The sequence below is a fragment of the Allocoleopsis sp. genome, assembly GCF_036703385.1.
GTDB lineage: Bacteria > Cyanobacteriota > Cyanobacteriia > Cyanobacteriales > Coleofasciculaceae > Allocoleopsis.
Genome location: NZ_DATNPA010000295.1, coordinates 21,455 through 44,351, shown reverse-complemented (window position 1 = coordinate 44,351; position 22,897 = coordinate 21,455). Strand labels below are relative to the sequence as shown.

Genomic DNA, 22,897 nt, shown 5'->3' with positions numbered 1-22,897 from the left:
TGAGATTAAGCAATTAGTTGGATTTCTTCGCGTTCACGATCCGGACTACGGTGAGTAGTATTATTAAGCCGAATAACCTCATTGACGGGCACAAAGAAGCGCGAATGATTGCGCTGTTCACTGCTGTATTTACTCAACGAGCGCTCGTTGGAAATTATGTATTGATTACCTTTCCACTCCCATCGACATAGCCTCAAATATACTTGCAACCATTTTTCTTGACTCAAAGATTCTGGGTGCCAGTCGCAATCTTCGCACCAGTCAAAGTTTATTTCAGGAACCCCAATACCATTAATTCGGACATAGTTAATTGGGCGATCATTCGGCATGGAAAAAATCGGCACAATAGCTTGAAACTCATAATAACGACGATGCTCTTTGGTAGCCTGAAAACCTTTAATTCGCAATACGTGACTCATATTTTACCTCGTGTGTGTTGTGCTTCCCTCTCTAATACCGTGGGTGCAGCATGAAGCGCGATAGCCTACTCGCTAAACGGAGATTTAATGTTGCATGTCAACGGGGTGCAAGCTTTCATGGAAAATTCCGCAAAACTCTTCCAGTTTGCGAATAGCTCGTATCAAATCATCCAGTTCATCGAGCAAATCCACTAAAGGTAATGGTTGGCTATCTTCTAAGCGCGTAAAGCAGTCTACCAAATTGAAATAGGCGGCTGTCTTTCCATCAAATCGCTCTAAGTCCTTACGTACCAAATTGAAATATTCACAAGCTAGCTGCATTTTTGCGGCTAGGTTAGGCATAGTGTAGATTGTTAACGTTTCGTTTGTATCAACAATTGCATCTACCAGTTTTCCCAATGTTTTAACGTCTATGTCGCTCATAAATTCCTCCACAATTTGACCTTTTGAGACTTTTCTTGACTGCGCGATCGCGCTTAACTTCTCATCTGCCTCTGGCGTCACGTACAGACGCAGCTCCTTAGTGCGTCCGGTACTAGGGCGACCTGCACCGGAACGTTTTCCTCCCTTTGCCATATCTCATAATTACCTGTCTCTTAAATCATATCATGCTTATCAGGCGGTAGCTACAGCCTTTCGCTGAATTTCTGCCAACCCCTCATCAAACGCATTATTAACCCGATTCATCTTCAATTCTGAAGCCGTCCCCGTATCGGGGTGGTAAAGCTTGGCGAGTTCTTTCCTGGCGGCTCGCAACTCGTCAACGGTGCAATCTGGCTCCACTCCCAAGATTTCGTACCACTCCTGACGGGCGGCACCCAACCACTCTCGATAAACCAAACCTTGTTCGAGGAGAGACGCGATCGCGAACTCCTCATCAACGCCAGCTTTTTCCGCAACCTCCGACACCAAGACAGTGCCGTAATGCCCCATGCACCACACAAACGCCTTGTGGATGCGGGTGTTGAGGTCATCATCATCAAAGAGCTGACCTGTTACCTGTTTGGGAGGATATTTGAGTCGCCTACGGAAGATATCAGCCTTAACCCCATTTTTCCCTTCCAGCTCCAACAGGTACACCTGAAGACGGACATCACTCCAGAACCCGTCAAAGTAGGACTTACAGTTCTGGATGAAGCCGTAGTCAGCTACAAAGTCGTCATACAGTTCATTGAGACGAGATCGCAGCTCATCACATCTGACATCATCCATATCACCACCTTCAGCTTCAAGAAGTTCCTCAACAACCTGCGCGATCGCGAGTAGTTGTTTCATCACATCCTGCTGGTTTTCCGGCACTTCCAACGGGAAGAATGTGCAAGGACCGGATGGGTGTAGGCAGGTAATGTACTTGGGATAGTTGCGTAACGCTTTGGGTGTATCGGGTGGTACCTTAAACGTTTTCGGCGCACCTTTAATGTAGGCGCGATCGATTTCTAAGTAGTAGCGCCCGTCATCCCCCTCAACAAATAGCCCACGATGCGCTTCCTTGAAGCTGATGCCCAGTTGCCCGTTGTGGAAGGCAAACACCCCAGTTTTGAATCGCTCCGTCCAGCGCAAATCCTCGTCTTTGAGGATAATAGGGGAAGAATAATCACTGACAATAGGTTTGAAAATGGGGGCACAAGCAAGCTTAGCCCCCGTCTTTTTCTTGGTCTTAGGTTTTTTGGGTTTAGATTGCGGCAATGCCGAGCGAGCTTTCAATCGTCGCTCGGCTCGGACTTTTTTAGCTCCTCTACCTCCGCTCTAAGCTTGGTCATCTCCTGCTGCATCGCCAGGATTTGCTTTTGTAGCTCCGTTATGGGGTCTGGCTCTGGTGTAATGTTCGGAGCTTCCGCCACATTAGCTCCGAACTTTTGAGCCAATTTCTTGCATTGCTCGACCCAGAAGTCTGTGCGATCGCGCTGATACATAAAGTCTTTCACACCTAACCGAACAAACCCTTTACTTGTCAGCATCCCTAAAACTTGACCCCCAACCAGACAAGGTTGGGGGTCTTCGGGGAAGTGGATTGTGATTTTGTCAGGGTCAATGTAAACGGTGAATTTTTTCCAAGTCATGATAAAAAAGCCCCCGCGATCGCGAGGGCAATAAGGTTAATTTCGACTGACAACGGTTAGTTGTCAAAGGTAGTCGCTTGTTGCGCGTACATCATCTTGTTGGCTTGTAACATAAACACCATCAAACTCAACAGAGATGAAATCTCCTATTGTTTCGTTATTAGCTGCCAAAAGAGGCTTGAATGAACTCCAGTCACATTGCTGTAAAGGTTCATAAAAGTTCTTGTTTACGGTTTTTCCCGTAGCTTCCATGACAGCATATTCATCAAAGCGATAATCAGGATCATCTGACTTGACCGTATGTATCCACGCTGTGAAACTCACAGCCCAGATGGTTTTCCCATCCATCTCGTCTAACTTATCAGCGCCAATCCGATCTGGGTCACATTCCTCCTCTGTCATGACCAAGTTTGGAAACTTCACCTGACAATCCATCTCTACAGTTTTTAAAGCATCTTCAACCTGTTCCCACAATGCTTTGAGTTGTGGAATTCCTACCTTTAATGCTTCCTCTTCACTTGACGCAAAAAGTTTATTCTCGATATTTATTGTCGCCATATGTTTGGGTTGGTGATGTGATGTGCGATCGCGCTGACAACTAATCGATGTCAGTTTAATCCAACAAGTCGCAAACTTGTCCGATAAATGTCAAGTCTTGCTCCTCTTCGCGTTCGTAGACAAACCAATCGCCGTTTTAACTGTGACTGCGTAGATGACTTGAGCTGACCAAACTCCTTCGGGAGTTTGGTCAGCTCAGGCTTAAGATTTCCTCTCCTTACCGCTCCCCCAACGAGTCAAGGTCGAACCCCTCTTCTGCGCTTGTGTCGTCGGGTTCGCTGTCGGAGCTTGAAGGTGACGGTTGCTCCCCCAGCTCTACAACCTCCTCATCAAAGTTGGGAGTATCCGCTACGGGTTCATCGTCCTCAAACACTGGTGGCTCGTCATCAAAGACAGGAGCTTCCACCTCTGGTTCATCATCAAACACTGGTGCTTCGGGTTCAGCTTCAACAACCCCCCACTCTGCTAGTTGTTGACGAAGGGAAGTGATTACGCGATCGCGTGACTCAACAAGTTCGCTGCCCGCAGTTACAAGGTTGGCGACTTTCAGGTTTAGATCTGCAATAGTGCGATCGCGTTCTTCAATCGCTTCCTTTTGTTGGTTGATGGTTGTTTCCATACGCTCATGCTCTCGCATCAAGCGTTCCATATCTCGGCGTAGGCGTTCATTCTCAGCTCGTAGTGCATCCAGTTCAGAAGTGTCTGGCTTAACTGCCAGTTCCTCTTTCATGGTGTTGAGCATTTCTTGAACACGTTCCGCGATCTGCTTGCAGCAGCGCTCCGCTATCGCATCCACCAACTTACCTCCCACAACAGGCGTTGGCGCAGGCTCAGGGGTAGGGGTGCTGGTAGGTTTGGACTGACCACTTTTACCCCGTCGTCGAGACTTGGTTTGCTCTACGGGTACAGACGAATCGATTTCGTATGCACCGTTCTTCTGACAAGCTTTGACCCAGCCACGAGCCTTGGTCATTGAGACTTCTGAATAGTTGCAGTACCACAAGTCTGGATTAGTCCGAGCTTTCTCGAATCCAGCCGCCGCGATCCGACCAATAAAGCCAGCGTCAGGCGTACTATCTGGAGGGAAGTGAATTTCAATGCCGTGCGGTTTGGCGTTCTCCCGTAGGATAAAGCTAAAGGGTGAATTTGACTCGAATTTGTCAGCAGGAATTACAGTAGCCATGATGTTAGTATCTCCTTGTGTTTGTGCGTCGTTGCTATCTGAGGGGGATGTTGCATCATCTCCCTTTGCCATTTGCAAAATTTGAGAAAGGCGATCGCGTAAAAGAGCAACAGTGTCTTGCCCTGGTTCAGCCGCGATCGCTACAGTTTGTACCCAGCCGCCAGCCGTCCCCCGTAACTGATTTGCTACAGGAGTACCTAACAAAAACGAGCGGTTGCTATTGAACCACTCGTTGATGTCTACTTCAGTTGTCTGATTGGCGTGGGCTGGGACTTCTATCGATGAAGTCTTAATCCAGGTCATCGTTTTTGCAGAATAATCAAATCTGTTGTCACCTCTGTACCTCCAACGTGTGTTGTGCCATCACAGGGTAAACGAACGGCACCGAGAAATAATGCGCGATCGCGCATTATTTCTCGAAACATCACATAATCCTCACCCACAGAATCCAGGGTGTTGGTGGAGGTGAGGAAAAGGAGCAAGCCACCTGGTGCTAGATGACGCAGGGATTTGATAAAGAATTGGGCATGAAGCCCCAAATTAACCTTGCGATCATCTAGAACTACACGCTTCACCCCATTCACAAATGGGACATTGCCAATCACCACATCAAACAGTACGGGATAGTCCCACTTGAGGAAATCCTTGTTGTAGATTTGGTAGTCCACACCGTAATGGACTTTGTTGGCAATTTGTGCCGTCACCTCATCCAGCTCCACCCCAACATAGTGGATGAGATGTGGGTGTGGACAGTGGCGGTAGAAGCCCGATGTCCCACAACCGGGATCTAACACCTTAAGTCTGCGATACCCTGTAAACTCAAACGCAAACTGCCACATTTCTTGGATAATGGCAGCATTGGTGAAGTGTTGGTTGAGCATCCCCACATTTTGCAGTGATGCGAACTGCGTAGGGGTGAGGAGGGTTTGGATAGTTTCACGAGCCTCTACCACCCAAGCAGGTTTATCAGCAGTGAAAATACCCGCCTCTTTTAAAACCCCAGCACCGGGGAATTTAACTAAGGTGCTGGGTTCTGAGTGGGTAGATTTTAGAGATTGGAGAGACGCGATCGCGTCTTCCACCAATAACTTATGACGCATTAATTTCTTTGCTGCTTTGCAGGATATCTTCCATTGAGTCTCATTTGTGATATAAGTGTGTTCCATCTGTGACACGGAGTTGATGAAGCGCGATCGCGCCTGACAACTATTAGTTGTTAACTCATCACCAAAGTAGGGGCTGAATTGCCCCAGAGGGATAAACTTCAGGGAGTAACTCTTCTCCCCCTGGTTCATCACCTGTCCACTTGTCCGGAAAAGTGCGAAGTTCTATTAGTTCTCGAATCCGGTTTTCCTCCTCGTTATTAATCAAGCTGATTGTGGGGCGATTGTTTGCGATCGCGTAGGTATTTACTTCCTGCTGAATACCCAATATCCGCTCCAAGAACATCAGCCTCGATTCAAGTTTCAGTGGTCCCTTGCGCCCTGGATTTTTCACCAAACTACCGTCCTTCTTTCGCTCAGTGCCATCCTTCTGCAAGCGATGCTGGAATCCCCGCATCTCACGGTAAATTGGCTTGAGCTTTTTGAGTGGAGCGAGATAACTCCACTGGGGCATCGCAATTACGCGATCAAGCGCTAAATCCTCTTGAGTCAAAGGGCAACCGATACATCCAGTTCTAGCAGAAGCTTCTAAATTCTCATCACCTCCATATGCTTCGGCTACCGCCATTGTGGGAAACCCGTGTTCTAACTCCCCTGTAATCAGCCACTCCCAAACGTGACAAACCCGCCAATGGATGATGGGAGCAAAGGTATCCGTGCGATCATATGTGGAGGATTGGAACCAGCCTTGACCGCATTCACCACCATCTTTAGAGCAACTGGTATAGATTCTGCGATCGCGTACAGCACTTTCACCTAACCGAACGCCAGTGAGCATCAGTAACCGTTCCCCTGCTGGCAAGTTTTCAATCTGCTCAACTAAGACGTGCATCATCGGCTCTACCTTGATTTGCCTAGTACACCATCGCAGGGTACCGTTGTTCGGCGGGGGACGCCTCGACCTAACATATAAACCAAGAATCGCTTGTCAATTGGAGCAACTGCTATTTTGGTCTCAAACCCCCGCCTCCGCACCTCCTCTAAAATCGCCATTGCTGAAAAATGTAGTGGGGGTAACTCTTGGCGAGTGTCGGCATACACCACGGTTAGCTTTTCTGGCTTGGGTACTCTACCAGATTCAATCAGGTGAATGACGGTTGAAACCGTAGCGGAGGAATCCTTGCCACCACTAAACGCGATCGCGACGTGTTTGTAGCTGGTGAAGTAGTCCGCCAAGTATTCTGCTGTTAAATCCACCGCTTCCTGTTGTGTGAGTCGCGTGTCATCAAATAAATTTAGTTGCATGGTGATTTTTCTATTGTGTAGAAACTTGTTGAATTTGCTCATGTTACCTCGTGTGTTGTGCGGGTTGAATGCAGCTTCCCGCGACTCCTCAATACCGAGGAGTTTCGACTATTGGCGAGTCTCATCAGGCGGGAGATATTTGATCGCGCTGACAACTCATCGATGTCAGTCTCTTTGGGATTTCATCCACGCGATCGCGTTTCTTGTTTGGGTTAGTTACATGCCGCGTCAAGTCGCAATATGTTTGCCTCATGCACCAATATCGCCTCTATAATTTTTGCTTTGCGCCACGACTTCCGTAAGTTGATGCGTTTGCCGTAATGCAAAAGAAGATAATCTTTGCGCTGTTCTTCTAACCTCTCTTGCAAGTAGAACATCTCAAGACTTACAAGTGCTTCTGTTGATTCGTCCAGCATTGTTACCTCGCTTTGATTCTGTTTCGTTAGCTAAAAGTCCGACTTCTCGCGGACTATGAGGATGAGTTCTTCGATTAGCGCGATCGCATCCTTCTCAGACAATGTATTGACATCGATTTCTCGTGAGAGAGCGGCAAGCTGGTGCGCGATCGTGACTGGCACTCGAATGGTCTGAGTTTTCCCCAGTTTCCAAGTAGGTTTTCCTCCTGCTCCCGGTCGTTTTCCACCTCGACCCTTGTATTTTTTCGTAACTCCCTCCATTTAAGGTTTACTGAACCCGTAACACTATCATACTCAATCAATTGAACCTGAGTCAAGTTCAATAAACGGTAGAAATGGGAAGATAATACAGGGATGCATATTTGGAGGAGTTGCCAGCAATGCCCTACCATCTACAGCGAATTAGAAGCCGGCGAGGAACACGCAGCAGGTTTTACGTGGTAAGCGATCGCGGCTTGCGTATGAGCAAATCCCCCAGAAGCCGAGTGCAGGCACTGCGACAACTGAGGGCTTTGTATGCGAATGTGGTTGATGCTAGGCGATCGCGATGACAACGGTTAGTTGTCAAATGGGTTGATGCGCGATCGCGTCACACAACTTGGGCGGGTAAGATTTTGTTACGCATGATATTGTTTGGTATTTCATAGGGGTCAAAAAGACACCCTCGATCGCGTAGACCGAGGGATGAAACAACGGAAATTCGTTCAAGTGTCTAAAAATACGGGGTTTTATTCAGGTAGGGTTATGATGAACCTGAAACCCGCATTCTTTCGTTAGACACCCAAAAACGCGGGAAAATATCAAGCGACTAGATACCCTAGATCATACTCTTCGACGTATGGGAGGACATCTGAGCCAGAACGGTCATAACCAGAGATAGAGAAGCCGCGATCACGACTGTAATAAAGTTTGGCTCCAGTCTTCAGGAGAATGTCAGCACCGTCATGACGACATAGGCGGTAGTAGTACCGAGCGCGATCACGTGTTGGTTGTTCATCAACCAAGATGAGTTTGGCTACATGGCTGGGAATATAGATACACATTGCAGTTACCTCGTGAAATGGACTAGGTACAGATCTGGTGAAGCCAAACCTGTAGCCTGTCGATTTATAGGCACAACAAAACACCCACCCCCGTTAAGAGGTGGGTGAATGACAACTATCAGTTGTTAACAGATCCGAATTCCTTTGGCTTGACGCTTGGCGCAATCGCGTTTCTGCCTATTCCTTACCTCGTGGGAATAGCGGGATGTAGAGGAGACGCCAGAACCTTGATAGAATTGCGATCGCGCAAACTTTGCCACGCTTCGCATAAGCGCTTCCTGGCTCATGCCAATTAACGCAACTAAGTCTTCCCAGGAAATATGATGTCCCATAAACGCAATCGCAGCATGGCTTTTAAAGCCTGACTCTGTAAGCGTTCCAACGGTTGCTGATCGCGTTACCTCATGGCGGCTACCTGTTTGAGCAAATTCAACCTTGATTAAACCGGATGAATTGACAACTGTATAAGCGCTTCCAGTGTCGCTGTGGTAGCGTGTACGCGATCGCGCATTGATATCCGCGACATTGGCATGAGTGCGTTTCTTGCCATTGGTACGCTTACCGACGTTTTGAGAGAGTGCTGTAGACATGGTGAATCACCCCTACCAGTTGCCTAGCATGGGTCATAAGGTGGACGATAGACAACGATTACTTACCCTTAAGCTTGTCTAGCAGCGCTTTCTGCTTATCAATTTTGCTTTGACGCTTTACTTTATCCCGATTAGCCTTGTCTAGCGATTCCTGGGTTTTGTAGCCTAAACACCATGCTTTTTTAGCATCTTGCGCGATCGCGATTACATCCTCTGACTCAAAACCACACTCAAAGCACCGTGTCATAGCTTCTGCGTCGATCTGGAGTGTCTCGCGTGTCATCATCCCGAAGTCCATACGCTTGTCGCCTATTTGTAGTATGACCTTCCCGATCGCGCATAACCCTTTTACAGCTTCGGAATGCTCAACTCTCTCACCCATCATGATGAGCATTGCTTGGTGGATTGTTTTACAGGGTGTATAATCCAATTCCTCCCAAGACTCCTGTTGCACTTTCTCAGCTTCCTTAGCGCGTTTAGCTTCTAGTAGCTGTTGCTTTTTGAGTTCCTTAGCATCTGTTACAGAATCAGAAACTGTCTTGGAACCGTTACTATTGATTGCGTTACTCATTCAGTTACCTCGTGATTTGAATAGCCGGTAATGCAGACCGGATGCGATCGCGCTGACTTGCACAGCGTCTTAGGCACTATGTGATCGCGTATATCAATGTAGGACTTACAAGCACTCTGTGCCGGATGCCTACAGGGGACTAACTAGGGACTAAGCAGCGCTACACCATACATAGAGGTGAGTAATCTACCTTTAGAACCTCCTTAAAGGCGTCCTAGCAGTCTATTAAGCTTTCAAGGTTCTTACTCCCTACCGCTAACCCTTGGCTCTACCTACAGCCGGCTAGACCCGTTGCTGTGCTGTGGTTGCATTATGCCCGTCAATCGCAAGAGAGTTACGCGATCGCGAAGCGCTGCTGCTTATCAGCAGATCGCGTGTCTATATTAGATTGCCGTCTCTTTGCCTCCCTTGTGACAGTTGCTGTGCCAGTTGACTAGATAGACCTTCGGCACATCTCCACTATCTCTCTATCTACCTACACTGTAATCGGTATTTATACTGAATTTTAGAATTTAATTGATACACAAAGCGTCTAAGTGTGTGACGCGATCAGGCTGGTAGGCAGGGAGAGAGGTGGTAAGTTTATCAACGAGACAGAAGGTATATCTAGCATCTTGTACGCATTCAGTGAGCAGATCGTTTACACTTTTGAACAGTTGTATTCACACTTAAAAGAACAGTGTTCATCGAATGCGATCGCGCAGAGTACCGAAAACACCAAGAGGGTTATCAGAAGACGAGGAGAAATTCGTCGCAGCACTAACAGATGGGGGGAATCACACACAAGCTTGTAAGGTAGCAAATATATCCAGAGGTACCGGATATAAGTTTTTAGGAAGACCTCATGTACAAGATGCGATCGCGTCTCGATTGCGAGCCAGGGAAGAAACCAGCATCCAAGTAAAAGAGGAGTTCCGGGCGACACGAACGCGAGTTATCTTCACTGAGATTGATGAGAAACTGAAAAATGCTGCGGTTGATGCCGTAGATACAATCATCGACATCATGAAAAACGGGAAGCGTGATGTTGATAAATTGGCGGCGTGCGATCGCGTAATCAAATTAGCTGGCATTACAGAGAGTCAGACCAAGACAATCGCGCATGGTAGTGAGCGGATGACATCACAGCGTGGGTTGTCAGAAGAGATGGCAGATTCGATTAGGAAACGGATATTGGGGATTGTGGAGGAACCAAAAGCAGAAGAGCCTCAACCTGTCACAGTTGAAGCTCCAGTAGAAGAGGTTGTGGAAGTACCGATTGACAACTAACAGTTGTCAAGTACATTTATTGCGATCACATACCTCAAAATAAATACAGCCTTCACACGAACCGCAGGGGTGGTAAGGAGACTGTGCGTCGAAGTGCGTGTGTTACACGGTATTTAGCGACTTAAACGAATTACTTCATCAGCTATTGCTAAAGCGCGAGGACGCTCCCGACGCAAATAATTAAAAAGCTTTGGATCTAAAGCAAAGCCCTTGATACACCCTATTCGAGGATCTTCCTGAGCTATTGCCCATCCAAGTTCATCGTCATCCATATCCGTTATCAACTCGGAAGCCGTCATATCAACAGACCGTTCTTTGGACAACAAAGCTTGAATCTTGTGGGCAATCGATTGTTTTTCTAAAGACACATCGACCGATACGTTTCTTAAAAGCTCAAGCACATCTAGAAGTTTCCTTGCGTCTGCATTTTTAAGTGTCACAATCACGCCTCCGCTACTACCAAACCTCGTTACCAACAGGTTCACTTCTTGTTTAGGTGTTAAGTTATTCATCGTGATCGCGTACCTCCTCCTCGAAATAACTACATTCTTCGCATGGGCCGCAGGGGTTAACTGCACAGCGAAGGTAGGGAGATTGGGCGTTGTTTTTGCAAGCGCGATCGCCAATTGCTTCGAGTTTTTCACCTGTCGCCAAGCGGTTGAGTACGTCAGCCACAGATTCAGCCTGATGCATAGACCCGCGCAAATAGTTCCTCTCCAGCCAGAGAGGAGAAATGAAATATCGACCTGACGGAGTTTGACGTAAAGCGCCTGCTCGGATAGATTCTCGTATTTCAGTAAGAGACATATTGGGATAGCGATCGCGTAACTCTCTGGCAGTCGAGATCGCGTCCTCTTGTCTTACATTTACAACTAACTGGATATCCATAATCAGAGCCATCCAGTGGTGCTGTTGCTGTTGAGCTTCTCGGTAATGATCGCGGGAGGAGCCTTGCAAAAAATTTGGTGGCAAGGCTGTAGCATCGAGTATTTCTCGTATTTGTCTGTTTGTCCACTCCATCAATGCAGAACAACTTGTGCCAACACCTGCATCAACACTAGGCTTACACTCTTGAAATTGAAATTCAGTCGCTTCATCTGAGGCATCGACTTGAGTCAGATACTCTGAAAGACTTTTGCCCTGCAATTGGTTCAGCACATCTTGTGTTAAACGCTTTAAATATGCTTTCCGTGATTCATCAATCATGCAACCTCCTTCTTTTTCCGTCCTGGAGTGGCTTGCCCAAAATCACTCACAATAAATTCTCGCAAGTCCTCCACTTTAATTTCATAGCTCGAATTCAACCCTAAACCTAACTGAGCTTTAAGACGGGGTGGATTTGATTTGATGAACTTGTGGGCGCGATCGCGTGACAAGCCCAGTATCTTTGCTACCGTCCCCACGCCCATTACCTGCACGTCAGGCTTATCATTGAGAAACGCTTTGAGCTGCTTTAACGCCGCTTTACCCTTTTCGTTCATAAATAAATAACTACACTGTATTTATTATAATATGTCAGATACAGAAGCGGTACTGCTGCCGTATCAGCAGCGTTGGATATTAGACAAGAGTGAAGTCAAGATTATTGAGAAAAGCCGCCAGATTGGGATTACGTGGGCAGAGGCGGCTGATTCAGTGTTGAAGGCGGCAACGTCTGGGCGAGGGGGAAAAGACACTTGGTACATTGGCGCAAATGAGGAAGGGGCACTGGAGTTTATGCAAGACTGCACCTTTTGGGTGAAGCAGTACCAAGAAGTAGCAAGTGAGGTAACAGCGGTTAGTAAACGGGAACTGATTGATGAAGGGGTGATGTTTGGGGAAGAGGTGATTCAGTCAGAGAAAGATATCCTCGCGTACCGCATTAAGCTGGCGTCGGGGTATCGGGTGACGGGGTTAACCTCACGACCAACAAACTTGCGGGGGAAGAAGGGGCGAGTAATTTTAGATGAGTTTGCCTTTCACCCTAACCCAATGGAACTGCTCAAAGCCGCGATCGCGCTTCTTATGTGGGGAGGAAGTGTACACATTATAAGTACCCACGATGGTGTGACTAATGCGTTTAACCAGCTGATTGAAGAAGTGAAAGCTGGGAAGCGTCCGTACTTGTTGCATAAAGTCACGTTTGATGACGCGATCGCGGATGGATTGTATAAGCGCATTTGCTTGATGACGGGGAAAGACTGGTCGCTTAAGGGGCAAGAAAAATGGCGACAGGACATGATCGACCAGTACGGGGATGATGCAGATGAAGAATTGTTCTGTAATCCCAAGGCTGGGGGTGGGGCTTATATTCCACCGTTGTTGGTGGAAGCCCGGATGGATCGCAGGTATTCTGTAGTGAGGTTGGCGCTGCCGGATGAATTTAATATCAAATCCCAGCCCGTGCAGTTAACAGAGATTCAGGACTGGCTTAAAGAAAAAATTTACCCGTTGCTCAATGCATTGCCACGTCATCAGAAAAGTTACTACGGCATGGACTTTGGACGCACCGGGGATATTAGCGCGATCGCGATACTCCTAGAAGATGATTCGCGAGGGTTGACGGTTGAAGGGAAGGTGCGGTTGTACTGTCCGTTGTTGATAGAACTGCGGAATGTACCAATTAAGCGACAAGAGCAGATTTTGTACGGGGTGATTGACAACCTGCCTAACTTTTGTGGTGGGGCAAGTGACGCTAGGGGGAATGGAACGGCATTGGCTGAGTTTGCTGAGTCGAAGTATGGGGCGAGTCGGATTGAAAAGGTAATGCCGTCACAGCCGTGGTACTTGGAAGCCATGCCGGATTATAAGAAGGCATTGGAAGATGAGCGGTTGCGGATGCCGTATGACGAGGATATTAAAACCGACCACGCCGCTATTGAGGAACACAATGGGGTGCCGAAGGTGCCGGAGCGGAATCGGTATAAGGGGAAAGATGGGGGGAAGCGTCATGGTGATGCCGCGATCGCGTTGGTGCTGGCAAACTATGCTGCTCGTAAAAAGATGGGGAAGGTACTCAAGCAGGATGCCCAAGACGATAAAGTGATGGATTTTAGTGCGGCACGCAGGAGACAGGAACAAGCGCGGGAACGTAGTTCAGCTAGAGAAATTCGGGGGTATTTTTAATGAATACAAAAACCTGTGGGTGCTGGGTGTTAGGTGGGTTAGTTGGTGGAATTGCGCTTCTTCTCACCTGGTGCAGCACACTCGAACGCCACGACTATCGCTGTATTGATCGCGGTTTCGTCAAGTACCACTACGATTCGTACAGCGATCCGTGTTCTGCCAGAACGACTTGTGTGTGTGAAAGAGTTGATTAACGCTGACAACTATTAGTTGTCACTCACGGCAACAAAATAAACACCAAAAATACGATCGCGAGGATGGGGATAATAATGAGGAAAAAAGACCAATCATCCCAAGTAAATTTAGGTTTCTCTTCGTTAGACATTAGCCAACCCCCAAGATTGAACCACTGCGTTTGATGCCTGCAAAAATTTGACTTCCTATTTTCCTTTTCGTCCCAGGTAGTTTAAATCCTTTGGGACGAATTGATTTATAGATTTTAACCGTGTCGCCCACCGCAGAGGGAACAACCGCTGACAGTGGACTTCTTAATCGGTCGATGGTTGCGCCTGCGGCACTCCGTCGTAAGCTCGCGCCCCCTTTGGTCAGTCCTTGTTTAGCGCCTGCGGTCATTTTTTGCAACCTGTTTGTATTGGGTGCAGCATTTTTAACCGCTCGCATAGCACTGCGTCCGCCTTTGTAGAGCGATCGCGCACCAGCACCGGATAAAGAGGCGGTGTGGATGCCTTCTAAGTAGGAGCCAAATCCTTTTTGAATGCTGCCCCGAATCTGGTTGGGTAAACTTGAACCCTTGGCTTTGAGGAGCCGTCGGGCACGGAAAGCATCACGAGTCGCGGGTGCAACGCTGGCTATTTTGGCAACGGCACCAAATGGGTTAAAGGCAAAATCCGCTTGGTCAGATTGGCGAATTGATGTGTAACGGATATGACGAACGGAACGAAGTTGATAGTAGTTATAGGACATTACGCGATCGCGCCTCCTTTAATACTCATCGTTTTCCCAAAATTCTTCGCGCTGACCGCGATCACGCAATGTTCCATATAGCTCATCCCGAAGTGGGCACTCGAACTCGCACTCTTCACTCCCAGCTTCAGAGCAACCCCCGAATTCTTCACTGTAACCGCATCTTCCACCGAGCCATTCTTCCAGCTCGTCTAATGGCTCATCCTCGTCGGGTTCGTTAAGCCAGTATTCAGAGTCATCCCAATAGTCGTAGTTGTTGTGACTACAATCTAAGGATTGTGTCATACGCGATCGCGCCTTTAATCAATTAAATTCAAATCTATTGGCATCAAGTTTACAATCTGTCTTCGTGGATTGCTGCCTTGGACGTGCAACCCAAAGGCATTAATAAAAATTTTGTCCACTACCATTTCTTCGCCTTTGAGTAATTTTCTCGGCCCATGTATGGCATTAGTCTTGAAGTCGCCGTCTACTAAGTTTTGGGTCGCTTGCACCTTAAAGTTTATTTTGTCCATAGACATGGGATATCGACCATTGGCAAAGGTGATAATTCTAAGAGTGTTGTGCTTCATGGCTATACCCTGTGTTCGACTCCACCTTTTCCCCAATTATTGCTCAGTTTCAAGACGAGGAACCTATTCCGTATGCTGACGATGAACCTATCTTACCTAAAGAGGAGATAGCCCAGGCGCTGGATAGTCGGGAAGATCGCTACACAGGATTACTCACTACCGTGGGGTATAACTCAACAGACCTGTGGTGGAAGAAAATTGAGCCAGCATTGGAGAAGGGCGATCGCGCATTCATTGAGAAAAATCCGTGGCAACTGAGTGGGAATTTCCAGGGGTTGCTACAAGGGTTGTGGAATGACACTTGGGATGTGGGGTGTTTTCATGCGGTGAAAGGGTTGAATATTGCCAACCAGCAGGCGGCAGATGTTAGCGAAAGCGTTGCGAGACGTAGTCTAGCGGGACGAAGTCCGGGGAATTTTAATAGGGCAGAGTTTGCGGATTACCCGTTACCTGATTATCCTCAAGAGCCGTTCTACACCGCTTACCCCCCAGATTATGGCTACCCGTTAAGGAATACCGATTTGCAAAGTGCCGTCGAGCAGCGGGTATTGTATCTAGCTAATGATGTGAATGAAAAAACGCGCGATCGCGTACAAGCGTCCGTCATGAATGCTGTTTCCACTCATGGGGCTGGCGGGATACCTCGACGCGATCGCGTAAAGTTACTCCAACAAATTAATCTGGCTTTGGGGCGGCAGAGTTTGGAGGAGATTAAAGACCCTGATGTCGCGATCGGGGAAAAGCTCGTTAGGACAACATTGCGGGTGCCGGGGACGCAGACGTTTAGGAGTAGGGCGAAGACAATTGCAGCGACGGAAATTAGTGCGGCGTATAGTTTGGGTCGGTTGCAGGTTTACACTCAGGCCAATGTGAAACGGGTTAGGTGGCAGTCATTGGAAGACCTGCGGGTGTGCAAGCTATGTCGAAGTCGTAACGGGATTGTGATTGAGTTGGATGTTTTGCTGGCACAGCATCAATTTGCGTTTAAGCAACGCATTGACCCAACAAAGCTCGTAATTCCCTGCCACGCCAACGATCGTTGTCTGTGGATTGGAATTATTGAGGGACGAAAAAAAGATCGAGATATGACAGCCGACCCTGGTCGGAACTTGGAGAACAGACAAGTTGAGCCGTTGAAAGGTGGGTGGAATGTTTTAAAAAATGTGATTGGGACAACCGTTGCTATTGCGGGTGCAGCAAGGGCAATCCAGCGAGGGGTGGAGGATATTCAGCGCCAGCAGTTGGCTCGTCAGCAAGAGGCGGAGCGGCAGAAACAAGAACAGGCAAGGCGGTTGGCAAGGGCAATTATGGTCACCGGGGGTGCAGCACTAAGCTTGGGGGTGCTGTACATGATTATGAAGGGGCAGAAGGAACGGTTGCAGCAACAACAGATTGGGCGACAACCAGGGACGCAGGCTGGGGGAGTAGTACCTATTCAACCTGTGGGGCCAACACCGCAACCGGGTGGTTTGGCGAGGCAGATGGAACAGCAAGTTATTGGTGCGTTGGATAGGGCGCAACAGGTTGAAGCGGTGCAATCGCGTCCGGTACTTCCGGCTGAAATTCTTACCGAAGCAGAGCAGCAGGGGACGTTGAGCAAGCTACCCACTGGGTTGGATTTGAGGACAGTGAACACAACCTCACTGACCACTATTTATGGGTTGACAATAGCTGAAGCCCAAATGGTGGAGGAGTTGCGGAAACAGTATGAACGCGATCGCGTAACACCTCCAGAACAAGCGTTAGTTCCCCAGTTCTTCCTTCCCCCTGATTTATTGAATCAGTTGCCGGATTTAAGACAGGCTGGGAATTTACGGGATTTGAGCTTGCAAGATTTGGCTCGGATGATACTACGAGCAAGGGGGGAGATGGGGCAAGCGGTTGGTAGGGGAAAACGGTTACCACCCCCTCGCAGTGCATCAACCCCTAGCAGGAAAGCGCAAGCGTTGGTAGCCCAATTGGCTCAAACGGGAACTCAAGGGGAGTATCGAAATTATTTGGAAAAGCTGAATTTAACCGCGACGAATATCCGGGAGGCGTTGAATAAGCAGCCTGGAACTCGTTATGAAACGATGAGTGATCGCGATCGGTATTTGGCAATTATGCGGTTGTTGCAGAAGCAGCGGGATTATGCCCATGTCGTGGATGCGGTGTACGAGAAGATTTATGGGGCACCGGGGACATTTAGTATTCAGGTCGCGCAATCTCAGGCTGGGATTATGGGACAGTTGCGGGCGTTGCACGATAGTGTGCCGGATTTAGAAGCGGTGGAGCGGCAGGCGCAAGGGGTACAGGGGGCAATTGAGCGGCAGGTGCAGAATGTGTTGGGGTTACCACCAGCTCGGATTGATGGGCCACCAGGGGAGTTGATAGTTGGTGGGATTAATTTAAATACGGCGACAGTGGAGGAGATTGCACGGTTGCTCCCTGCGGGGCTGAGCTTGAAACGGAGAAGGGCGATCGCGCAGGCTATTTATACAGCTATTCGTCGTATGGCGGCATTGGGGACGCCAATTACAAACTTAGATGAGTTGGCGGCGATTCCTGGGGTGGGGAAGATTACAGTTCGGAATTTACAAAGCCGGAACTATACCCAGAACTTGAATAACTTGTTGTTGCAGGTTGGGGATAAAGAGGCGGCAGACGCGATCGCGGCAATGTTGGATATTGGACCAAAGTTGGCTCAAACGATTGTGCGGGAGTTTAGGGCAGGAGGACAGTTTGGGCAACCTGGGGTGGATGCAACGGAGGATTTAATTGAACGGTTAGGACGAAGGGTAGAGCAGGAAGGGACGTTGTATTTGTCGGAGGAGGTAAAAAATAGGATACGGGAACGGTTGGCAGGGCGGATGTATACCATGCCCATTCCTCCGACTCAACCCGTGGGTGGGGTGCAACCGCAGGGAGTTTCCAGTTCGGAATTAGGAATTCGGAATTTGCAATTAATACCTCCAACAATTCCGAATTCCGAATTAACAATTCCGAATTCTCTACAATTACCGCCAGGGGCAGAACCGCCACCAAGGCGAACAAATCAAACAACACCATTACCTGGACTCGGAACAGTTGTTCCTCCAACCCCATCCATGCCCTATCGCACAACGCCAGTCCCTCCCACACCATGGGTGGGGCGAACGATTCGACAAGAGCGGGCAGCGACTCGTATTGAACAGCAAGAACTCTTTGATAGAGCAAGTAATGCTCAATCCGCTTTAACCGAACGGGTGAATGACTATAATGCCCAAGTTCGCTTGGAACTTGAAGCGGCTAAACGGCAACGATTTAGCAAGAAGACGTTGGGTGAGGCGCTAGCTACAGCACGAAATACAGCTTTGCAAGTTATAGCTGCGTCTAAAAGTGCTACGTCGGTTTCGTTGATTACGCAAGACCGCTTAAGTACGACTCTGCAAGAGGCTGAAGCGCTGGTTCGGGAGTTTGAAGAACTGGCTTTGGATATTGACGACCCGTTGGGTGAAGATTTATTTACCTCAACTGGGCGGCGAAAAGCGGCAGTAACGCAAAAGATTCAAAATGCTACACGCGATATTAATCAAGCGATTAAACAAGTCGAAAAGGCCATTAATACGCCAACCACTGAGGTGTCGGCTTTGGTTGCGGCAAGAACTGATTTAGTTGGAGTGCGCGATCGCGTACTTGAATTGTTAAACGGGTTAAAATCCAACTCCCCAATCAAGCAGCAACAGGGCCTATTGATTCGGGATTTAGAATTAGAGCTTTCTCAGCTTCGACAAATAACCCCTCAACAAGCTGGGGATAATTTTCCAACAATTCAAGGTTTTATTAGAACAATTGAACGGCTTTTAGAACAAGTTAAAAATAATGAAGAAGTTGACTTTGTCAAGAATTTAGATGGTTTAATTAGGGCGGTTGATGAGCAAATCGAACAAACACAAATCCAACAAACACCAACACAACTTGTTGCAGCACTTGAAGAACTTCGTCGGAAGAAGGATCGGTTAGTTAATAGCATACCGGAACGTATAGAGCGTTTGACATCGGAGCAACAGCAAGCTTACGGTATAGCTAAGGAGCAACGGGTAATTATTGACAATGCCAATCGAGAATTAAGTTCCCAGTTAGCTAAGTATCGCAGAAACGTTGAATCTAAATTTAATGAGTTATTGCGTCGAGGGGAAACCTTTGCAAAGGTTGTAGAAGAGTGGGAGACACCTGGGGGAGAACCGAGTAAGCGGTTGTATGAGGAACAGTTAGAGGCAATCACTCGAAATGTTTCTGAAATGCTGGATGAAAGAAATACCCAGTTGCAGCAATGGTTAAATCAGTTACGAATAGTAACTGACCCTACAATTAGTACGGGGTATATCATGCGAAATATCCCGCTTTATGAAGAGTCGAAAACTCAAGCTGATGAATCGATGCCAAAAAGGGCGCGAGATACACCAATTGGGTTGGATGAAGCGGTAGAAGTTAAACGCCGTGCAGTTGCTTCTTTGCGATCGCAGGCACTAGCGGTTATTGAGCAGGTTGAGGGGATTTTAAATTACGGCACCATTAAACGGGTTGTTGGTGAGCGATTAGCTGGGGTGCAAACAGAGCTGGCATTTTGGCAAGGAAAGCAGCAGGTATTTATTCCTGCTATACAACGCGATGCTGCCAATGTGTTGGCGGAATTGGAATTATTAAGAGAAACCGATATCATTGCTTACAATTTAGCCCGTCGTAGTTTGGACGCTATACGACAGGAAATTGAAACGAATGAGCAGTTGATGCAGTCTGAGTTTGCAAGTCGAATTAATACATTAGAAGCCTATCGATCGCGCTTGCAACAAGACTTGGATCGCGAACTGTTGTATCAAGTAGGTGGAAAGACAGTTAATACTGAAACATTACGCACCACCGCAGCGGAAATTAAACAAGAAGTTGAGGCGCTAAGTGCTAGAAGACGAACCCAGCTTGATGACATTTGGGTAAAGTCTGCTGCTCGTGGAGTAACACCTGAGCAGTTAATGTCAATATCGAATAATCCAGCCGCTTTGGAGCAGGTTTTTACCCCAAGTGAGATTGAAGTGATTACCGCCGCCTCGGCAGGGGGGCGTGATGGGGCACTGGCACTGTATATGGAACTTGCAACGCTATCTAATCAGATGCGAAGCTTAAGGCAAACCAAGGAAGAGTTGTGGGATGAATTACAAGATGTGTGTGGGGAATTAGAACGGGATTATGGTTATCGATTAACGTTTCAGGTAACGGATAGTAATGAACTATTAGTCAGTGACTTGGAAGATATTGAGCCAAATCGAGCGCAACGGTTTAAAACCCCTAAAAATCCTGACCTTGTGTTAGCGAAGATTGCGGCAATTTCAGGGATACAAGATATAGGGGTGAAGCGACAATCAGATTTACCTGCACCTGTTATTGCCATTGCGTCAGCTAAAGCCAAAACAACAGCGGCTAATATTAGCGCCACTAACACGCGATATACGGCTTATCTACGGCAAATTGCGGAACGAGAAGCACAGATTTTAGATGCCGTTAATAAAGAATCGGGCACGCTTTACGCCTCAATGGGTGATAGGGAGAGGTACGCCGCTATCATTCGTTTGATGCAGCAGCAAGCGGATGCGGCTTATATTGCTGAGGAATTGCATGGGCGACTCAATCAAGAAGGCAGCGCCGGGGCAATCAGTGGTGTGCGATCGTTTCAACAAGGGCTGATGCCAGTTTTGCGTAACCTGTATTCAAACTTACTTACCAATCAGCTACTGGGGCGGACAAGCGTTGGTACTCCTACAAACTTAGTTGATGTGTTGCAGCAGCTACAGATTAATCAGACCCGACGCCAAGAAGTTGACAGGCGGTTAGAAGTCGCGGGGTTTAAAATGTATAGCAGGTTGGCAACATTTTCTCGGTTTGCAAAACGGAGAGCGCGATTATATGGATATGGGAAAAAATAACGAATTTGATTGGGATTGCTTAATAGGAACGTTTTATTTGATTGTAAACAATTTAGATGATACTTTTATGAATAAAATAGTATTAATGGAGGTTTGCGATAGACTTAATAAATCGCCGATTCTATCAGACAAAGATCGTGATATAATTTTTAGCTTTTTTGAAGAAATTAGTTGAGACGAAGGGCGCGATCGCGTATGACTGACATAATTATGGTGTTTGATGTCGAGTCTGTGGGCTTGTATGGAGACGGGTATGCCGTTGGTTTAACCGTTATTAATAGAGATGACAAGACCATTTTGGATAAAGATTACTTTGCTTGTCCTAGCCAGAAAGCTGAGGGAAATCCAGAGGATAGGACGTGGATTGAAACGAATGTAGACCCATATTTACCTTCACCCAACTTAGAAACTCCAGCTCAGGTAAGAAGTGAATTTTGGCGCGTATTCCAAGGATGGAAAAATTCGCCTGACCTAAAACGGTATAGTGATGCCTTTTTCCTATTTGCTGATTGTGGCTATCCGGTTGAGACAAATTTCATGGCAGCTTGTGTTAGAGACAACGAGCCTGAATACAAATGGAACGCACCCTACCCACTCCATGAAGTTGCCACCATTCGCGCCATATTAGGGCTAGACGCGACATTAAGTTATGACCTACCAAAAGATAAACGTCATAACCCAGTTGAAGAATGTCTTTATATTGCACCAATACTGGTTGATTGGCTAAACATGGTGGAAGATATGCGCTCTATCTACGCGGAAGCCAGCAGGAAAGCACCACAGTAGAATAAGGAGCGATCGCGGTGAACATCAAGACTTATTCTTGGTGGGGATTTGGCGAAAATGAACCACCAGAACATCTCAAAACCAAGAAGCAACTCTCCCAGTTAGGTAAAAAACCGGGAGAACCTGTTGGCGTGATTCGTACCCCAAAATACAATTGCTATTTATACGACCCTGAAACCTGTCCGGACAAAAAGCCGTTAACCGAAAAACAGAAATCTTATTTAGACCGCTTGCGGCAAGAAAAAGAACGTGAGGAGCTAGAAAAACAACGCAGGCGATCAGAGCAGGATTTGCTGTATTTATTAAGAAATATAGTTTGGGATATAACAGACATCTGCGAAACCTTTGAAAAAGATACACTAGCTGCAATGAAAGCTGAAATTGCAGGTAAAGAGAACTACGTCAAGCGCCACTGTGACTATTTAATTAAACATTGCAAAGCTGCTAAAGAAGAACTCAGCTTTTTGTTTCCCGACACCTCACCGCAACCAGAAGCTGGAAGTATGGTGTTAGGTGGGGATGTGCCCCGCGATCGCGACGGGCAGTGTAGAGTGGCTGTATTAGGAGGACGCGATCGTGTTCATTCTTGAAGGCTCCAACAACGAAACAGATAACGCCCTTAGTGCTGCCCACTTCGAGCTAGGGACTGGGGTGGCATGTTATGGCGCATTGATTGCCGTGATTGGTTCTGAAGGGGCTGAAACATTAATCCTGCCTGCACCTAACCCAATTAATCAGGTGGTAGAAGTCGGTGTGAAAGGGTTAAAGATTAATCGGTTGGACGCTATTGAGTACATGGGGCGACGATATACCCGCACTTTGGGTAAGCCAGAGCCGGGGGAGTTTTACTGCGATCACGAGGTCATAAAATTTCGACTCGTGACGTACTCCCAACGGTGACCTCTACGAGGTACAGCGTGGGCTTCTCCTCCAAGAACACAAGTTGTCAGTTACCAATCGCAACCTAAATTCTAGATTAAGTTACGGTATATATACTTAGTCTTTTTCATTCGATACCGCAGGCATGGACACCGCCGATTTGAACGCCAGATTGACG

General features: G+C 47.5%; 29 protein-coding genes. 9 read left to right on the top strand and 20 right to left on the bottom strand.

All coding sequences use genetic code 11. The annotated features are described in order from the left end of the window. Positions 1-5: 5 nt before the first annotated feature. The 11 genes from V6C93_RS14325 to V6C93_RS14275 all read right to left on the bottom strand — a co-directional run bounded on the left by V6C93_RS14325 (position 6) and on the right by V6C93_RS14275 (position 7,305). Positions 6-419 (bottom strand): hypothetical protein, encoded by a 414-nt coding sequence (locus tag V6C93_RS14325; RefSeq protein ID WP_333477338.1) that lies wholly within the window; start codon positions 417-419, stop codon positions 6-8. Between the two features lie 84 nt (positions 420-503). Beyond that, a complete protein-coding gene (locus V6C93_RS14320; RefSeq protein WP_333477337.1) occupies positions 504-995 on the bottom strand; it encodes a hypothetical protein in 492 nt (163 codons plus the stop codon). A 39-nt stretch (positions 996-1,034) separates the two neighbouring features. Continuing rightward, a complete protein-coding gene (locus V6C93_RS14315; RefSeq protein WP_333477336.1) occupies positions 1,035-2,123 on the bottom strand; it encodes a J domain-containing protein in 1,089 nt (362 codons plus the stop codon). Then, entirely contained in the window at positions 2,120-2,479 is a 360-nt protein-coding gene (locus V6C93_RS14310) for a hypothetical protein (RefSeq protein WP_333477335.1), read from the bottom strand. The genes V6C93_RS14315 and V6C93_RS14310 overlap by 4 nt, the downstream gene beginning before the upstream one ends. Before the next feature lie 63 nt (positions 2,480-2,542). After that, positions 2,543-3,037, bottom strand: a complete 495-nt coding sequence (locus V6C93_RS14305) for a hypothetical protein (RefSeq protein WP_333477334.1) — start codon at positions 3,035-3,037, stop codon at positions 2,543-2,545. A 217-nt stretch (positions 3,038-3,254) separates the two neighbouring features. Beyond that, positions 3,255-4,523: a hypothetical protein gene (locus tag V6C93_RS14300; protein WP_333477333.1), complete on the bottom strand. Its 1,269-nt coding sequence runs from the start codon at positions 4,521-4,523 to the stop codon at positions 3,255-3,257. After that, positions 4,520-5,515, bottom strand: coding sequence for a class I SAM-dependent methyltransferase (locus V6C93_RS14295; protein ID WP_333477332.1), 996 nt, complete (start codon positions 5,513-5,515; stop codon positions 4,520-4,522). Before V6C93_RS14295 ends, V6C93_RS14300 begins: the two co-directional genes overlap by 4 nt. Then, the gene (locus V6C93_RS14290) at positions 5,445-6,218 is read right to left on the bottom strand and encodes a hypothetical protein (RefSeq protein WP_333477331.1); all 774 of its coding nucleotides are present in this window, start codon (positions 6,216-6,218) and stop codon (positions 5,445-5,447) included. The genes V6C93_RS14295 and V6C93_RS14290 overlap by 71 nt, the downstream gene beginning before the upstream one ends. A gap of 5 nt (positions 6,219-6,223) precedes the next feature. Beyond that, positions 6,224-6,628, bottom strand: coding sequence for a hypothetical protein (locus V6C93_RS14285; protein ID WP_333477330.1), 405 nt, complete (start codon positions 6,626-6,628; stop codon positions 6,224-6,226). A 212-nt stretch (positions 6,629-6,840) separates the two neighbouring features. Beyond that, a complete protein-coding gene (locus V6C93_RS14280; protein ID WP_333477329.1) occupies positions 6,841-7,044 on the bottom strand; it encodes a hypothetical protein in 204 nt (67 codons plus the stop codon). Positions 7,045-7,074: 30 nt separating this feature from the next. Next, positions 7,075-7,305, bottom strand: a complete 231-nt coding sequence (locus V6C93_RS14275; protein ID WP_333477328.1) for a hypothetical protein — start codon at positions 7,303-7,305, stop codon at positions 7,075-7,077. 119 nt (positions 7,306-7,424) lie between these two features. Between V6C93_RS14275 and V6C93_RS14270 the strand changes: the two genes are divergently transcribed. Next, positions 7,425-7,595 (top strand): hypothetical protein, encoded by a 171-nt coding sequence (locus V6C93_RS14270; RefSeq protein ID WP_333477327.1) that lies wholly within the window; start codon positions 7,425-7,427, stop codon positions 7,593-7,595. Between the two features lie 249 nt (positions 7,596-7,844). Here the strand turns inward: V6C93_RS14270 and V6C93_RS14265 are convergent, their stop codons facing one another. The 3 genes from V6C93_RS14265 to V6C93_RS14255 form a co-directional block, all read right to left on the bottom strand. Further along, positions 7,845-8,087 (bottom strand): hypothetical protein, encoded by a 243-nt coding sequence (locus tag V6C93_RS14265; RefSeq protein WP_333477326.1) that lies wholly within the window; start codon positions 8,085-8,087, stop codon positions 7,845-7,847. 125 nt (positions 8,088-8,212) lie between these two features. Further along, the gene (locus V6C93_RS14260) at positions 8,213-8,677 is read right to left on the bottom strand and encodes a hypothetical protein (RefSeq protein WP_333477325.1); all 465 of its coding nucleotides are present in this window, start codon (positions 8,675-8,677) and stop codon (positions 8,213-8,215) included. 58 nt (positions 8,678-8,735) lie between these two features. Continuing rightward, on the bottom strand, positions 8,736-9,248 hold the full coding sequence (locus V6C93_RS14255) for a hypothetical protein (protein WP_333477324.1): 513 nt from the start codon (positions 9,246-9,248) through the stop codon (positions 8,736-8,738). A gap of 690 nt (positions 9,249-9,938) precedes the next feature. On the opposite strand from V6C93_RS14255, the gene V6C93_RS14250 reads away from it, so the two are divergent. Next, the gene (locus tag V6C93_RS14250; RefSeq protein WP_333477323.1) at positions 9,939-10,517 is read left to right on the top strand and encodes a terminase small subunit; all 579 of its coding nucleotides are present in this window, start codon (positions 9,939-9,941) and stop codon (positions 10,515-10,517) included. A gap of 113 nt (positions 10,518-10,630) precedes the next feature. Here V6C93_RS14250 and V6C93_RS14245 read toward each other — a convergent pair whose 3' ends face one another. Genes V6C93_RS14245 through V6C93_RS14235 form a run of 3 tightly spaced genes read right to left on the bottom strand, consistent with a single transcriptional unit; the run spans position 10,631 to position 11,998 of the window. Next, positions 10,631-11,029: a hypothetical protein gene (locus V6C93_RS14245; RefSeq protein WP_333477322.1), complete on the bottom strand. Its 399-nt coding sequence runs from the start codon at positions 11,027-11,029 to the stop codon at positions 10,631-10,633. Further along, a complete protein-coding gene (locus V6C93_RS38735) occupies positions 11,022-11,723 on the bottom strand; it encodes a DUF6464 family protein (RefSeq protein WP_333477321.1) in 702 nt (233 codons plus the stop codon). The genes V6C93_RS14245 and V6C93_RS38735 overlap by 8 nt, the downstream gene beginning before the upstream one ends. Beyond that, the gene (locus tag V6C93_RS14235; protein WP_333477320.1) at positions 11,720-11,998 is read right to left on the bottom strand and encodes a hypothetical protein; all 279 of its coding nucleotides are present in this window, start codon (positions 11,996-11,998) and stop codon (positions 11,720-11,722) included. The genes V6C93_RS38735 and V6C93_RS14235 overlap by 4 nt, the downstream gene beginning before the upstream one ends. Positions 11,999-12,029: 31 nt before the next feature. On the opposite strand from V6C93_RS14235, the gene V6C93_RS14230 reads away from it, so the two are divergent. Both V6C93_RS14230 and V6C93_RS14225 read left to right on the top strand, forming a co-directional pair. Next, on the top strand, positions 12,030-13,622 hold the full coding sequence (locus V6C93_RS14230) for a terminase large subunit domain-containing protein (protein ID WP_333477319.1): 1,593 nt from the start codon (positions 12,030-12,032) through the stop codon (positions 13,620-13,622). Next, positions 13,622-13,816 (top strand): hypothetical protein, encoded by a 195-nt coding sequence (locus tag V6C93_RS14225; protein WP_333477318.1) that lies wholly within the window; start codon positions 13,622-13,624, stop codon positions 13,814-13,816. The genes V6C93_RS14230 and V6C93_RS14225 overlap by 1 nt, the downstream gene beginning before the upstream one ends. Before the next feature lie 130 nt (positions 13,817-13,946). Here V6C93_RS14225 and V6C93_RS14220 read toward each other — a convergent pair whose 3' ends face one another. Genes V6C93_RS14220 through V6C93_RS14210 form a run of 3 tightly spaced genes read right to left on the bottom strand, consistent with a single transcriptional unit; the run spans position 13,947 to position 15,118 of the window. Next, the gene (locus V6C93_RS14220) at positions 13,947-14,546 is read right to left on the bottom strand and encodes a hypothetical protein (RefSeq protein ID WP_333477317.1); all 600 of its coding nucleotides are present in this window, start codon (positions 14,544-14,546) and stop codon (positions 13,947-13,949) included. Between the two features lie 18 nt (positions 14,547-14,564). Beyond that, positions 14,565-14,831: a hypothetical protein gene (locus V6C93_RS14215; protein ID WP_333477316.1), complete on the bottom strand. Its 267-nt coding sequence runs from the start codon at positions 14,829-14,831 to the stop codon at positions 14,565-14,567. 14 nt (positions 14,832-14,845) lie between these two features. Further along, positions 14,846-15,118: a hypothetical protein gene (locus V6C93_RS14210; RefSeq protein WP_333477315.1), complete on the bottom strand. Its 273-nt coding sequence runs from the start codon at positions 15,116-15,118 to the stop codon at positions 14,846-14,848. An 11-nt stretch (positions 15,119-15,129) separates the two neighbouring features. Between V6C93_RS14210 and V6C93_RS14205 the strand changes: the two genes are divergently transcribed. Genes V6C93_RS14205 through V6C93_RS14185 form a run of 5 tightly spaced genes read left to right on the top strand, consistent with a single transcriptional unit; the run spans position 15,130 to position 22,740 of the window. Further along, positions 15,130-21,054 carry a phage minor head protein gene (locus V6C93_RS14205; protein ID WP_333477314.1) on the top strand — a complete coding sequence of 1,975 codons (5,925 nt, stop codon included), beginning with the start codon at positions 15,130-15,132 and terminating at the stop codon, positions 21,052-21,054. Then, on the top strand, positions 21,035-21,229 hold the full coding sequence (locus tag V6C93_RS14200; RefSeq protein WP_333477313.1) for a hypothetical protein: 195 nt from the start codon (positions 21,035-21,037) through the stop codon (positions 21,227-21,229). Before V6C93_RS14205 ends, V6C93_RS14200 begins: the two co-directional genes overlap by 20 nt. 20 nt (positions 21,230-21,249) lie before the next feature. Beyond that, a complete protein-coding gene (locus tag V6C93_RS14195) occupies positions 21,250-21,840 on the top strand; it encodes a hypothetical protein (protein WP_333477312.1) in 591 nt (196 codons plus the stop codon). Between the two features lie 17 nt (positions 21,841-21,857). Next, entirely contained in the window at positions 21,858-22,430 is a 573-nt protein-coding gene (locus V6C93_RS14190) for a hypothetical protein (RefSeq protein WP_333477311.1), read from the top strand. Next, positions 22,417-22,740: a hypothetical protein gene (locus tag V6C93_RS14185; RefSeq protein ID WP_333477310.1), complete on the top strand. Its 324-nt coding sequence runs from the start codon at positions 22,417-22,419 to the stop codon at positions 22,738-22,740. Before V6C93_RS14190 ends, V6C93_RS14185 begins: the two co-directional genes overlap by 14 nt. Positions 22,741-22,897 lie beyond the last annotated feature (157 nt).